This window comes from Occultella kanbiaonis, assembly GCF_009708215.1.
In the GTDB taxonomy this organism is placed as follows: domain Bacteria; phylum Actinomycetota; class Actinomycetes; order Actinomycetales; family Beutenbergiaceae; genus Occultella; species Occultella kanbiaonis.
Window position 1 is genome coordinate 4,600,714 of sequence record NZ_CP046175.1, and the last position, 13,432, is coordinate 4,614,145.

Annotated in this window: 12 protein-coding genes; 3 read left to right on the plus strand and 9 right to left on the minus strand. The window is 71.1% G+C overall.

What is annotated here, in order from left to right:
- Nucleotides 1-10 precede the first annotated feature (10 nt).
- The 3 genes from otsB (at nucleotide 11) to GKS42_RS21180 (ending at nucleotide 3,468) form a co-directional block, all read left to right on the plus strand.
- Complete coding sequence (gene otsB / locus GKS42_RS21170) at nucleotides 11-859, plus strand: trehalose-phosphatase (protein WP_154795627.1); 849 nt, start codon at nucleotides 11-13, stop codon at nucleotides 857-859.
- A 117-nt stretch (nucleotides 860-976) separates the two neighbouring features.
- Nucleotides 977-2,101, plus strand: coding sequence for an ABC transporter ATP-binding protein (locus GKS42_RS21175; protein ID WP_154795628.1), 1,125 nt, complete (start codon nucleotides 977-979; stop codon nucleotides 2,099-2,101).
- 119 nt (nucleotides 2,102-2,220) lie between these two features.
- Nucleotides 2,221-3,468, plus strand: a complete 1,248-nt coding sequence (locus GKS42_RS21180) for a DUF4032 domain-containing protein (RefSeq protein WP_154795629.1) — start codon at nucleotides 2,221-2,223, stop codon at nucleotides 3,466-3,468.
- Between the two features lie 47 nt (nucleotides 3,469-3,515).
- Here GKS42_RS21180 and GKS42_RS26980 read toward each other — a convergent pair whose 3' ends face one another.
- From GKS42_RS26980 to cysS, 9 genes are all read right to left on the minus strand, one after another.
- Nucleotides 3,516-4,064 carry a hypothetical protein gene (locus GKS42_RS26980; RefSeq protein ID WP_354002676.1) on the minus strand — a complete coding sequence of 183 codons (549 nt, stop codon included), beginning with the start codon at nucleotides 4,062-4,064 and terminating at the stop codon, nucleotides 3,516-3,518.
- Nucleotides 4,065-4,103: 39 nt separating this feature from the next.
- Nucleotides 4,104-4,883: a Gfo/Idh/MocA family protein gene (locus GKS42_RS26985; RefSeq protein WP_354002677.1), complete on the minus strand. Its 780-nt coding sequence runs from the start codon at nucleotides 4,881-4,883 to the stop codon at nucleotides 4,104-4,106.
- Between the two features lie 39 nt (nucleotides 4,884-4,922).
- The gene (locus tag GKS42_RS21190; RefSeq protein WP_435529678.1) at nucleotides 4,923-5,759 is read right to left on the minus strand and encodes a carbohydrate ABC transporter permease; all 837 of its coding nucleotides are present in this window, start codon (nucleotides 5,757-5,759) and stop codon (nucleotides 4,923-4,925) included.
- Nucleotides 5,760-5,865: 106 nt separating this feature from the next.
- The gene (locus GKS42_RS21195; RefSeq protein ID WP_154795630.1) at nucleotides 5,866-6,825 is read right to left on the minus strand and encodes a carbohydrate ABC transporter permease; all 960 of its coding nucleotides are present in this window, start codon (nucleotides 6,823-6,825) and stop codon (nucleotides 5,866-5,868) included.
- An 87-nt stretch (nucleotides 6,826-6,912) separates the two neighbouring features.
- Complete coding sequence (locus GKS42_RS21200) at nucleotides 6,913-8,262, minus strand: ABC transporter substrate-binding protein (RefSeq protein WP_154795631.1); 1,350 nt, start codon at nucleotides 8,260-8,262, stop codon at nucleotides 6,913-6,915.
- Nucleotides 8,263-8,407: 145 nt separating this feature from the next.
- Nucleotides 8,408-9,472 carry a LacI family DNA-binding transcriptional regulator gene (locus tag GKS42_RS21205; RefSeq protein ID WP_232847778.1) on the minus strand — a complete coding sequence of 355 codons (1,065 nt, stop codon included), beginning with the start codon at nucleotides 9,470-9,472 and terminating at the stop codon, nucleotides 8,408-8,410.
- A 220-nt stretch (nucleotides 9,473-9,692) separates the two neighbouring features.
- On the minus strand, nucleotides 9,693-10,907 hold the full coding sequence (locus GKS42_RS21210) for a hypothetical protein (RefSeq protein WP_154795632.1): 1,215 nt from the start codon (nucleotides 10,905-10,907) through the stop codon (nucleotides 9,693-9,695).
- Nucleotides 10,908-10,978: 71 nt separating this feature from the next.
- Entirely contained in the window at nucleotides 10,979-11,968 is a 990-nt protein-coding gene (rlmB, locus tag GKS42_RS21215) for a 23S rRNA (guanosine(2251)-2'-O)-methyltransferase RlmB (RefSeq protein WP_154795633.1), read from the minus strand.
- Entirely contained in the window at nucleotides 11,958-13,388 is a 1,431-nt protein-coding gene (gene cysS, locus GKS42_RS21220) for a cysteine--tRNA ligase (RefSeq protein ID WP_154795634.1), read from the minus strand. The genes rlmB and cysS overlap by 11 nt, the downstream gene beginning before the upstream one ends.
- Between the last annotated feature and the right edge of the window lie 44 nt (nucleotides 13,389-13,432).

A 13,432-nucleotide genomic window follows, 5' to 3' on the forward strand; every position in this document is an offset into this window, starting at 1 on the left:
GGAGTACCGCATGGAAGAGACCCTGACGGCGGCGCTCGACGACTTCGCCGCATCGTCGCCGATCCTGATCGCCCTCGACTTCGACGGCTGCCTCGCCCCGTTCGAGCAGGATCCGGCGAACTCCCGCCCGCTGCCGGAGTCCTCCGCCGCCCTGGCGCGGCTCGGCGCCGACCCCGGCGTGCAGCTCGCGCTCGTCTCCGGCCGACCGGCCGCGGACCTGCTCACCCTCGCAGGGCCGTCCGCCGGCACCTGGCTGGTCGGCAGCCACGGCGGGCAGACCGGCGAGGTCCGCGCCGACGGCACCCTGCACCTCGACCCATTCGAGTTGACGACGGCGCAGGCCGAGCTGCGCGCAGCCGTCGCCGACGCGGTGGCCGAGCTGGCCGCGGCGTACCCGGGCGCGTGGGTCGAGGACAAGCCGGCCGCGGCGGCCCTGCACACCCGCGGGCTCGCTCCCGCGGCCGCGGACGAGGCGCTCGCCGCGGCGATGGCGGGACCGGGCGCGTGGCCGGGGGTGCACCCGATCCGGGGCAACCAGGTCGCTGAGCTGGCCGTCCTCGAGGTGACCAAGGGGCAGGCCCTCGAGCGCCTGCGGGCGCGGCTGCTCGGCGGCCCAGCGGCACCACCGCGGGAGGCGAGTGCACCCGGGGAGGCGACCTTCGCCGTCGGGCCCCGGGTGCTGTACGCCGGCGACGACGTGACCGATGAGACGGCGCTGGCCACCCTGCGGGACGGCGACGTCGGCGTGAAGGTGGGCGGGGCCCCGACGGTCGCGGACCACCGCGTCCCGGACGAGCGGGGGGTCGCGCGGATGCTGACCCATCTCGCGGACCGGAGAGCGACGCAGACCACACCGTGACGTGTGGCACAATCGTGCGTGGCCCGCAACGATTGCGAGCCGTGTCAGCGGAGACACTCTGACACCTTTCACAACGGATCGTCCGGCACGTACCTGCCGGTGAAGGGAAAGACCAACATGGCATCGGTCACTTTCGACCAGGCAACCCGGGTGTACCCGGGTCAGGAGCGTCCCGCGGTTGACTCGCTCAACCTCGAGGTCGGCGACGGCGAGTTCATGGTTTTCGTCGGCCCGTCCGGCTGCGGTAAGTCCACCTCCCTGCGCATGCTCGCAGGCCTTGAGGACGTGAACTCCGGCCGCATCCTCATCGGCGACCGCGACGTCACCGACGTCCAGCCCAAGGACCGCGACATCGCGATGGTGTTCCAGAACTACGCGCTGTACCCGCACATGTCCGTGGCGGACAACATGGGCTTCGCCCTGAAGATCGCCGGCACCCCGAAGGCGCAGATCCGCGAGCGCGTCGAAGAGGCAGCCAAGATCCTCGACCTGACCGAGTACCTCGACCGCAAGCCGAAGGCGCTCTCCGGTGGTCAGCGTCAGCGCGTCGCCATGGGCCGCGCCATCGTGCGTCAGCCCCAGGTGTTCCTCATGGACGAGCCGCTGTCCAACCTGGACGCCAAGCTCCGCGTCCAGACGCGTACGCAGATCGCGTCGCTGCAGCGTCGTCTCGGCGTCACCACGGTGTACGTGACCCACGACCAGACCGAGGCACTGACCATGGGTGACCGCATCGCGGTCCTCAAGGACGGTCTGCTCCAGCAGGTCGGCACCCCGCGGGAGATGTACGACACCCCGCAGAACGTGTTCGTCGCCGGCTTCATCGGCTCTCCCGCGATGAACCTTGGCACCTTCTCCGTCGCGGACGGCAAGGCGAACCTGGGCGACACGCACATCCCGCTGACCCGCACCACGATCGACGCGCTCACCGAGGCGGACAAGGGCGAGATCACCCTCGGCTTCCGTCCGGAGTCCCTTGACGTCGCGACCGAAGGCTCCGAGGGCGCGTTCGGTATCAACGTGAACCTCGTCGAGGAGCTCGGCTCGGACGCGTTCGTCTACGGCCAGCTCTCCTCGCGTGAGATCGCCGAGAACGTGACCTCCGGTGCCGGTGAGGCGCAGTTGATCGCGCGCGTCGACCCCCGCCGCCCCCCGCTGAAGGGCGACAAGATCTGGGTCAAGGTTCGTGAGGGTGAGGCACACGTCTTCTCCTCCGCCACCGGTGAGCGTCTGCCGGTCTGATCCACAGCAGTACGCGAGGGGGCGGGTTCCTGACGGGGCCCGCCCCCTCGCGTGTGCGCCGGTGCGCTCGCCCCCGCACCGGCGCACACGATGTCGGCCGAACCTGAGAGACTTCTTCCATGCCTCAGTCCCTGCAGATCACCGCCGCGGCCCCGGACCCGGCGCTGCTGGACCTGCCCTGGCACATACCGCTCGAGGAGTGGCCCGAGTCGCACCTGGCCGCGCTGCCCCGCGGGATCTCCCGGCACGTGGTCCGCTTCGTGAAACTGTCCGGACGGGTCATCGCGGTCAAGGAGATCGGCGAGTCGGTCGCGTACCGCGAGTACGCGCTGCTGCGCGACCTGAACCGCCTGGACGTGCCGTCCGTGGAACCGGTCGGGGTCATCACGGGCCGCACCTCCTCCGACGGTGAGCAACTGAACTCGGTCCTGATCACCAAGCACCTGAAGTTCTCGCTGCCGTACCGGGCCCTGTTCAGCCGGTACCTGGCCCCGGACATGGCCACGCGCCTCATCGACGCCCTCGCCGTGCTGCTCGTGCGGCTGCACCTGACCGGTTTCTACTGGGGCGACGTGTCCCTGTCCAACACCCTGTTCCGGCGGGACGCGGGCGAGTTCGCCGCCTACCTCGTGGACGCCGAGACCGGCGATCTGCATGACACCCTGACCAAGGGCCAGCGGGAGTACGACCTGGAGATCGCCCGGGTGAACATCATCGGCGAACTCATGGACCTGGCCGCCGGGGACCTCCTCGTGGACGACGTGGACACCGTCGCGGTCGGCGAGATGATCGTGCAGCGCTACGAGGAGCTCTGGAACGAGCTGACCGGTGCCGAGGAGTTCGGAGCGACCGAACGGTGGCGGGTCGCGGACCGGATCCAGCGTCTGAACGAGCTCGGCTACGACGTCGGCGAACTGCAGATGACCACGGACGTGGACGGCACCACCGTGCAGATCCAGCCGAAGGTGGTCGACGCCGGCCACCACCACCGCCGGCTGATGCGCCTGACCGGCCTGGACGCCGGGGAGAACCAGGCACGTCGCCTGCTCAACGACATGGACACCTACCAGGCGGCGACCGACCAGCAGGGCGAGGACGAGGAGTTCGTGGCACACGAATGGCTCTCCGAGGTGTTCGAGCCGACCGTCCGCGCCGTCCCGCGGGATCTGCGCGGCAAGCTTGAGCCGGCGGAGGTCTACCACGAGGTGCTCGAGCACCGCTGGTTCATGGCGCAGAACGCCGGCCATGACATCCCGCTCGCGGAGGCTCTGACGTCCTACGTGGAGAACGTGCTGCGGCACCGCCCCGACGAGGAGGCCATCCTCGGCCTCGACACCGCGACCCTCGCCGCGATCGAACCGGACTGACCCCTATCCGGCGCACGCTCCGCCGTCGGGCGTGCTGGCGGCGCCGGTCACGGGCGCGCCGGGTCAGGCTCGGCGAGCGCCGCGGGAACGGAGGTCCCGGCCAGGAGGTCGGCGATGTCCACCCGGGCGCCCGTGCGGCGCGAGTCGTTCGCCGCGATGCCCACCAGCACCGACCGCAGTCCGTCCGCGAGCCCGGCGGGGCGGCCGAGCGGATCGACGGCGGGGCCGCGAAGGACATCGGTCAGGAGCCGACCGTCGCCACCGCCGTGCCCGCCCTCGCCGGCGGGGATCGGGACCTCCTGCGCGACCTCCCAGTGCCGCTGCACGAGCAGTCGCTGCCCACGGGCACGGACACCGTCCGCGCCGGCCACGTTGGCTGGGGAGTTCGCGTCGAGGATCGGATGGCCGTCGGCGTCCGGGACGACGGCCGAACGCTCCACGACCTCGAGCTCGGCGCGGCCCTCGGTGCCGTTCGCCGTCACCCGGTACCCCTCCCACGGCGAGTGGGCGTTCAGCGAGTAGGTGAGCACCGGGCCGCAGCCGTAGCCGACCATCACGGACATGTTGTCGTCGATGGAGATGCCTGCCGAGAACACGTCGACGTCGCGCAGGTACCCGTCGTGGTGCTCGGCCTCTTAGTACAGGCGCCGTAGCTCCGGGTCGGTGCGCAGGTCGAGGGCGAACGGGTCCCGGGTGGGTGGGTCCACCGTGCCGCGGGCCGGGCGGGCGGGAAGGCCCCGGGCGAGCGCGTTGTCACGACCGTAGAAGCGCAGGTCGCCCGCCGCGAACACCCAGGCAGGGGTGTCCGCGAGCCACCAGTTGACCAGATCGAAGTGGTGCGAGGCCTTGTGCACCAGCAGCCCGCCGGAGTTCGCGCGGTCGCGGTGCCAGCGGCGGAAGTAGTCCGCGCCGTGCGCCGTGTCGAGGGCCCATTCGAAGTGCACCGACGTGACGGTCCCGATCCGGCCGGAGTCGATGACGTCCTTCAGGGCGCCGTTGCGCGGCGCGTAGCGGTAGTTGAAGGTCAGCACGAGGGACCTGCCGGTGGCGGCGACGGCGGCGGTGATCCGCTCGCACCCGGGCAGGTCGGTCGTCAGCGGCTTCTCCACCACGACGTCCGCCCCGGCCGTCAGCGCGCGGGCGGCCAGGTCCGCGTGGGTGTGGTCCGGGCTCGTCAGGATGACGCGGTCGACCCGCTCGGTGGCGATCATCGTCTCGAGGTCCGCGGGCAGGTACCGGGCCGGCAGCGGCGCGCCTGGCTTGGCCGTCGCGACCAGTTCGTCGTAACGGTCCAGCCGACCGGGGTTCGGCTCGCACCAGGCCACGAGCTCCCCGGCGTCGGCGAAGGTGCCGAGCAGGGCGTCGATGTACATCCGAGCGCGCGAGCCGGTCCCGATGATCGCGTACCTCGTCATGGTGGGTGTTCTCCTCTCGTCGGTGCGCTGGGCCCTGGGCTACTTGATGCCGGTCGTGGCGATCCCCTTGACCAGGTACTTCTGGCCGAACAGGAACACGACGAAGACCGGGATCAGGGACACGATGGACATGGCGAACAGGGCACCCCAGTTCGAGGATCCGGTGGAGTCCACGAACGTGCGCAGGGCCACCGGGACCGTGTACATGTCCGGGCTGGTCAGGAAGATGAGCTGGCCGAAGAAGTCGTTCCAGGTCCAGATGAACGTGAAGATCGCCGTGGTGGCCAGCGCGGGCAGGGACAGCGGCATCATGATCCGGGCGTAGATGCGGATGTGGCCGCAGCCGTCCAGGCGGGCCGCCTCGTCCAGCTCCTTCGGGATACCCCGGAAGAACTGGACCATCAGGAAGATGAAGAACGCGTCGGTGGCGAGGAACTTCGGGACGATCAGCGGCAGGAACGTGTTGATCCAGTCCAGCTCGGAGAACAGGACGTACTGCGGCACGATCACCACGTGGATCGGGAGCATGATCGACATCAGCATGATCGCGAACCACAGCCGCCGGCCGGTGAAGTTCAGCCGCGCGAACGCGTACGCCGCCATCGAGCAGGAGATCAGGTTCCCGAGCACGGCCCCCACCACGACCACGGCGGAGTTGGCCAGGTAGTGCGTGAACGGGTGCGCCAGCGCGTTCCACCCGACGGTGTAGTTGCTCAGGTCCCACTCGGCTGGCAACAGCGACGGGTCCCGGAAGATGATGTCGTTCGGCTTCATCGAGCTGGACACCATCCACAGCAGCGGATAGAGCATCACCAGGCCGAATGCGATCAGCAGCGCGTGGCGCACGATCGAGCGGAGCCGGGTCCGCCACAGCACCGGCCGCCGGGTCGGCGGTGCCTCGGCCGCCAGCTCGGACAGGGTGCGACCCCGGCGGCCCACGGTCGGGAGGTCGGCCCGGGGGCCCGCAGCACCCGCCCTGGTCTCAGTCACCGTAGAACACCCAGAACTTGGAGGCGAAGAAGTTCACGGCGGTCATCCCGCCGATGATCACCAGCAGCAGCCAGGCCATCGCGGACGCGTAGCCCATGTCGAACGCGCCGAACCCCCGCTGGTAGAGGTAGAGCGTGTAGAACAAGGTCGAGTCCGCCGGGCCACCGGTGCCGCCGGAGACCACGAAGGCCTGCGTGAACGACTGGAACGCGCCGATCAGCTGAAGCACCAGGTTGAAGAAGATGATCGGGGTGAGCAGCGGCAGCGTGATCGAGCGGAACCGGCGGGCCCGGGACGCTCCATCGATCGCGGCGGCCTCGTAGTAGGTCTCCGGGATCTGCCGCAGTCCCGCCAGGAAGATCACCATCGGCGCACCGAACGTCCAGACGTTCAGGATCATCAGGGTGCCGAGGGCGTAGTCCGGGTGCGACACCCAGCCCTGACCCTCGATGCCGAGGAGCGCGAGGAACTGGTTCACCAGTCCGTTCGTGCCGAACACCTGCCGCCACAGGATCGCGATCGCGACCGATCCGCCGAGCAGCGACGGCAGATAGAACACGGACCGGTAGATCGCCAGGCCGCGCAGGCCCCGGTCGAGCACGATCGCCAGCAGCAGCGCCGCAGCGAGCTGCAGCGGGACGGAGATCAGCACGTAGGTGAACGTGACCCCGAGCGAGTTCAGCAGCCGCTCGTCGGCGAACATCCGGACGTAGTTCTCCCAGCCGATCCAGTTCGGGTCCTGCAGGAGGTTGTAGTCGGTGAAGGACAGGTAGAGCGAGGCCACGAGCGGACCCGCTGTGATCACGAACAGCCCGATGAACCACGGGGCCAGGAAGAACACCGCGGCCCGGTTGTCCCCCTTCTCCGCGGCGCTGCGGCCGCGGCGTCGCCGGCCCGGCCCGCCCCGGCCGGACTCGCGTCGCATCGTGCTCAGCTCACGGAGTGCGGACATGCTCGGGCACCTCCCCCGGTACGCGTCGCGGATGCCGGTCCCATGCGCTCAACTCCCTCGCTCACCCTGCCCGCTCGACCCACCTGCTCAGGAGATCGCCGCGGTCACTTCGGTCACGAACGCCGCACCCGCGTCCTCGGGGCTGGTCCGGGCGAACAGCACCTCCTGGTTCAGCCGGGTCAGGATGCCGGCGCTCTCGGTGGAGCCGGTCGGCCCGATCACGAAGTCGCCGTCGATGAACTCGTTGACCTGGCTGAGGAAGTCGAACTCCACCTGGGTGGTCGGTTCGAGGCCCTGCTCGGACAGGTGCGCCCGGATCGTCTCGTTCGAGGGGACGCCGCGGTCGGTCCCGATGAGGTCGGCCGCGTCGGTGCTGTTGACGAGGAAGTCGACGAGTTGTGCGGCGGCCTCCGGGTGCTCTGTCTCGGCGTTGATCGTGTACAGCTGCGAGGCCTGCTGCCACATTGCGGACCCGTTCGGGCCGGAGTCACCGGGCACCCGGATCAGGATCAGGTCCTGACCGGACGCCTCCCGGAACGCGCCGAGGTTGTTCGACCACCCGAAGGACATCGCGGCGAGCCCCTGCCCGAGCAGCGACTGCTCGGGCGAGGTCTGGGTGGTCAGCTCGGAGGTGATCGTGGCCGGTGGCGTCGCCCCCGACTCCATCAGACCGGAACTGTAGGTGAACCAGTCGCCGACCAGCTCCGGGGTCGCGTTGAGTGACCCGTCCGCAAGGTACAGGCCGTGCCCGGACTGGTGGTTCAGGTAGAGGTCGAGCACCTCGGCGGACGTCGGGTCGGCGGCGCCGTAGGTACCGTCCGGGGTGTTCGCGCTGATCTCGGCCGCGATCTCCGCGAAGTCGTCCCAGGTCCACGAGTCCTGGTCCGGCAGGTCCACCCCGGCCGCCTCGAAGATCGCCGGGTTGATCACGACGCCGTAGGTGTTCGCGCCGGTCGGTACCCCGTACTGGGTGTCCGAGAAGAACCCGTTGGACAACGCGCCCGCGTCGAGCGTGGAGGTGTCCAGGTACTCGGCGACCTCGGCGAGGTCGAGGAGCGCGCCGCGATCGCCGTACTCGCGCGGGTACGCGCCGCCCATCGTGATCACGTCCGGGGCGTCCCCGGCGGCGACCGTGGTCGCGAGCCTGTCGAAATACGCGTTGAAGTCGACGTACTCGGTCTCCACGGTGATGTTCGGGTTGGCCGTCTCGAAGATCGCCACGGCCTCGTTCGTGATGGCGGCCCGGTCCTCGTTGCCCCACCAGGCGAAGCGGATCGTGACCGCCTCACCCTCGGCCGACGTGCCACCGTCGCCCGCGTCCGTGCCGCCGTCGTCCGCCTGCCCGCAGGCCGCCAGGGCGAGCACCAGGCCGGCACCGACGATGGCCGCGACGCCGCGGCCGCGCTCGCGCCTCGCTGAGAATCCGATGTTGCGCATGGTCGATCCCTCCCGGCGCACCCTCGCGCCGATTCGCTTCCGCTGTGAAGTGAGTGTGGATGTCGATCTCCGAACGGCTCTCACCGTCTGTTTACACCGGTGTAAAGACTTCACGTGACGCAGCTCGATGTCAAGCCCCTCTGGCTCATGCGGTGGCGGTGGACTCGCGCGTCTCGAGGCGGAACCCGGCGACGATCTCGTGCGCGGCGGCCGCGCCGCGCTCGCCGCGACCTGCGAGCCGGTCGGCGAGGAGCCCGACGGCGGTGCGTGCGATCTCGGTCCGGCCCGGGTCGATCGTGGTCAGGCTCGGGCGCGAGAAGCTCGCCTCCTCGATGTTGTCGAACCCGGCGAGTGCCACGTCGCCGGGCACGGACAGGCCGCGCTCGAACAGTTCCCGCATCGCCCCGAGAGCCATCACGTCGTTGAGCGCGAGGACGGCGTCGGGCGTGACTCCCCGCTCAAGGATCTCGGCCATGGCCCGGGCACCGGTCCGCCGGCTCCAGCGCTCGTCGCCGGCCACCAGCCGCGGGTCCACCTCGACCCCGGCGGCGGACATCGCGGCGCGGAACCCCCGGGCGCGCAGGTTCCCGGCGCCGGACTCCGAGTCGTGCCCACCGATCAGCGCGATGCGGCGCCGGCCGCTGTCGAGCAGGTGCTCGGTGACCGTCCGGGCCCCCGCCTCGTTCGCCATCGCCACGTGGTCGACACCACGGCGCAGCGCCCGCTCGCCGAGCAGCACGATCGGGAAGTCGACGTCGAGCGCACCGGCGTCCGCGGAGCGCAACGCCGTCGGCGAGTAGAGCAGCCCGTCCGTCATCCGGCGGCGCGGGCTCGTCAGCACCTCGAGCTCCCCCGCCCTGGTGCCACCGGTCTGTTCGATCAGCACGGTCAGACCGACCCGGTCGGCAGCCGCGATGACCGCGTCGGCGAGCTCGGCGAAGTAGGCCAGCCGCAGCTCCGGGACCGCGAGCGCGATCATTCCGGTCCGGCCGAGACTCAGGTTCCGGGCCGTGAAGTTCATCTGGTACCCGAGCTCGTCGATCACCCTCAGGACCCGGTCCCGCATCTCGGGGCGGACGTGCGGATAGGCGTTGACGACGTTGGAGACCGTCTTGAGCGAGACACCGGCCCGCTGCGCCACGTCCCGCATCGTCACCGCGCGCACCGTCACGCTCACCTCCGCTCGCCGGGTCCGGACGGAACCCACCACGGGGGAACTATGCCACCGTCAGCGTGCCGGGCCCGCCCGATGGCACGGTGTGGCCGGCCCGATGGCACGGTGTGGGCCGGCCCGATGGCACGGCGAGAGACCGCCCGATGGCGCGATCCGACGCGTGGTCCGGCGACGAACCTGCCCCGACCGTGCACCCGAACCGCCCTTCAGCGCGAGCCGACGGTCCGGTCAACGCACGATGACGCAGCGTCGCCGGTCAGCGTGAGCTGAGGTACTGGCGGACCCGCGGCAGGGTGGCCACGGCACCGTTGAGCAGCGCGCCGCTGAGCAGCACGATGCCGATGATCCCGAGCGCGCGCTCTCCGGCGGTGGCGCGCCCTCCGGCTCGCCGCGACCGCCCGGCGCGACGCAGCAGCACGAGCCCGATGCCGAGCTCGACTCCCGCGGCGGCCGCCGGCACCCAGGACCGGCCGACCTCCTCCGCGCTCTCATAGAGCGCGTACGCCCCGGCCCGGGCCTCGTCCGCGGCGACGTGCGCGGCGCGACGCATCGCCTCGGTGACCGTCACCGGGTCGATCGTGACGACGTCGTCCAGGCTGTTCGCGTCGACCTCGTGGGCGAGGAACCCGGTGATCGCGTCCGGCAGCCCGAGCGCTGCCACCAGCGCGGCGGGTCCGCCGTCGGAGGACCGCTCCAGCGCCGTCCGAAGGGCCGCGGGGTCGGCCTCCGGCCGTACCGCGGCCAGATCACGCACCAGGGCGCCGGCGCCGAGCTCGGCGTCGATGAAGGTGGCCACCAGGTCGGCCACCCGGTCCTCGGTGGGCACCGCGGCGAGCGCCGCGTCCCAGGTGAACAGCTGCGCGCGTTCCGGTGTCTCGATGAGCGCGACGGACGGGAACACCGCGCCGCGCTCGAGCAGCACGGCGGGCAGGTGCTCGGCCGCCCAGGTCAGCTCGGTGAGCACGGCGCCGCTCTCGATCAGCACCAGCCGGTCGTCGCCGTGCGGGGCGGCGTGCAGGCGCACCCCGGCGGCGGTGGCCAGCGACTCCAGTTGCGGCAGGCTCGCCGGGGTGAGCACCACGGCCCGGTCCGGTACCCGCGCGGAGACGACGTCGATCTCGGGATCGAACGGGTCGTCGTCGGGCTCCTCCTGACCCTCGCCCGGCTCGGGCGTGGCGTCGAAGCCGATCTCGTCGAACGCGACGTAGGCCTGGCACTCACGCGCGAGTGCCTCGGTCAGCTCGGCCACCCCGGGGCCGGGCACGACCCGTTGGCCGTCCTCGTCGACGACGGCGACCCGGTCGTCGGCGTCGGTGGCGATGGTCACGGCCACGGCGTACGGGGCCTCGGGATCGGACTCGATCAGCGCGACGACCTGGGCACCGTCCAGGAAGCCGCCGGCCCGGGCGGCGTGGGGCGTTCTCGCGCTGACGATCCCGGAGCGGCGGCGCCACGTCGGTGTACTCGTCATGTCTCGACCCTACCTACCGCCGAGCGTGCTGACACCCGCAACACCCGGCCGTCGGCAACGGCCCCGGCCGGTCAGGCCGACGCCGCGTCGCGGCGCTTGCGCGCCACCTCGTACAGGGCGATCCCGATGGCGGTCCCGGCGTTCAGGGACTCGGTCGCGGCAGCGATCGGGATCGAGACGATCAGGTCGCAGGTCTCGCGGACCAGACGACCGAGGCCCTTGCCCTCGGAGCCGAGAACAAGCACCAGTGGGTCGCCGGCGAGTTCCAGATCGCCGATCTCGGTGGGACCGTCGCCGTCGAGACCGACCACGAAGCAGCCGGCCTGCTTGTACATCTCCAGGGCGCGGACCAGGTTCGTGGCGCGCGCGACCGGCACCCGCGCCGCGGCGCCCGCGGAGACCTTCCACGCGGACGCCGTCACCCCGGCGGCCCGCCGCTGCGGGACCACCACCCCGTCGACGCCGAACGCACCGGCGCTGCGCAGGGCGGCACCGAGGTTGCGGGGATCGGTGATCCCGTCGAGGGCCACGATCAGCGGGGTGTGCCCGTTCCCGGTGGCGACGTCGAGCAACGCCTCGGGCTCGACGTAGGAGTACGCCGGGACCTGGATGACGACGCCCTGGTGGACGCCGCCGTCGGTGAGCCGGTCGAGCTCGGCCTTGGAGACCTCCAGCAGCGGCAGCGAGCGGACGGTCACCTCCCGGAGGATCTCCCGGGTGCGGTCGTCCGAGTCGATCCGGCTGGACAGGTACACCGTGGAGACCGGGATGCCCGCGCGCAGGGCCTCGACCACCGAGTTCCGCCCACCGACGAACTCATGGGACTTCGCGGAGGAGCGGCCCTGCGACCGGCGCTGCCCGCTGCCACGCTCGCTCTTGGCGGCGTCACGCTCGGAGGCCGCCTTGCGCTTGGCGGCCGGGTGGTAGGGCCGGTCCTCCGCCTTCGGGGTGGGCCCACGCGCCTCGAGGGCCTGGCGGCCGTGGCCGCCGGTACCGACCCGGGCGCCCTTCTTGGAGCCGGGCTTGCGCACGGCTCCCTGTCGTCGAGAATTACCGGCCACTTGTGCCACCCTTCACGCTCCACCGGGCGCCGCCCGGGGAGTCCTCGACAACGATTCCCGCTGCCGTCAGTCGCTCGCGCAGCGCGTCCGCACGCGCCCAGTCCTTCTCGGCCCGCGCCTGGACGCGCTCGGCGAGCACCGCCTGCACGAGGACGCCGAGCGCCTGCTCCGCTGCCCCGTCGGCGGCTCGTCCACCGACCCACGGCTGCGCCAACGGGTCGATTCCGAGCACGTCGAGCATCGTCCGCACCTGGGCCTGCGCAGTGCGAACCTGGGCTCGGTCCTGCGCGGCCAGCGCCGTGTTGCCGGCGGTCACGTGCTCGTGCACGACCGCGAGTGCGGCGGAGACGTTCAGGTCGTCGTCCATCGCGGCCGCGAACGCCGCGGGCACATCGGTGTCGGCCACCTCCTCGCGGGTGAGCGCCCCGACGAGCTCCACGGCGCGCTGCACGAACCCGGAGATCCGCTCCCAGGCGGCGCCGGACTCGTCGAGGCTGGTGTCGGAGAACTCGAGGGTGGACCGGTAGTGCACCGCTCCGAGGGCGTAGCGCAGCACGACGGCCTCGCCGTGCTCGAGCACCGCGTCCACCGTGAGGGAGTTGCCGAGCGACTTGCTCATCTTCTCCCCGCCGACCGTCACCCAGGCGTTGTGCATCCACAGGTTCGTGAAGCCCCACCCGGCGGCCTGCGACTGGGCCTGCTCGTTCTCGTGATGGGGGAAGCGAAGGTCGATGCCGCCGCCGTGGATGTCGAAGGACTCGCCCAGGTACTTGCGCGCCATCGCGGAGCACTCCAGGTGCCAGCCGGGGCGGCCGCGGCCCCATGGGGTGGGCCACGAGGCCCCCTCCGGGTCGGTGTCCTTGGTGGCCTTCCAGAGTGCGAAGTCCCGCGGGTCACGCTTGTCCGAGGCCTCCTCCTCCACCGTGGAGAGGTTCTCCAGGAGCTGGCGGGTGAGCTCGCCGTACTTGCCCCAGGAGCGCACGTCGAAGTACACGTTGCCCTCGTCGCCGACGTAGGCGTAGCCGCGCTCGATGAGCAGCGCGATCAGCTCGACCATCTCGGTGACGTGCCCGGTCGCCCGCGGCTCGTACGTGGGCGGTTCCACGCCGAGCATCTCGTAGGCCCGGTTGAACTCCCGCTCGAACCGGTGTGCCCAGGCCCACCACGGCACGTCGGCCTCGGCGGACTTGTTGAGGATCTTGTCGTCGATGTCGGTGATGTTGCGGACCAGGGTGACGTCCAGGCCGTTGCGGCTCAGCCAGCGGACCAGGATGTCGAACGCGATGGCCGAGCGCACGTGCCCGATGTGCGGCGCGCCCTGCACCGTGGCGCCACACAGGTAGATGCCGACCCGTCCTGGTTCACGTGGGACGAAATCGCGCACCTCACGGGTGGCGGAGTCATACAGGCGCATGGTCACCACGGGAGTTTATCGGCCACACGCCGGCCCGGGCACCCGCGGGG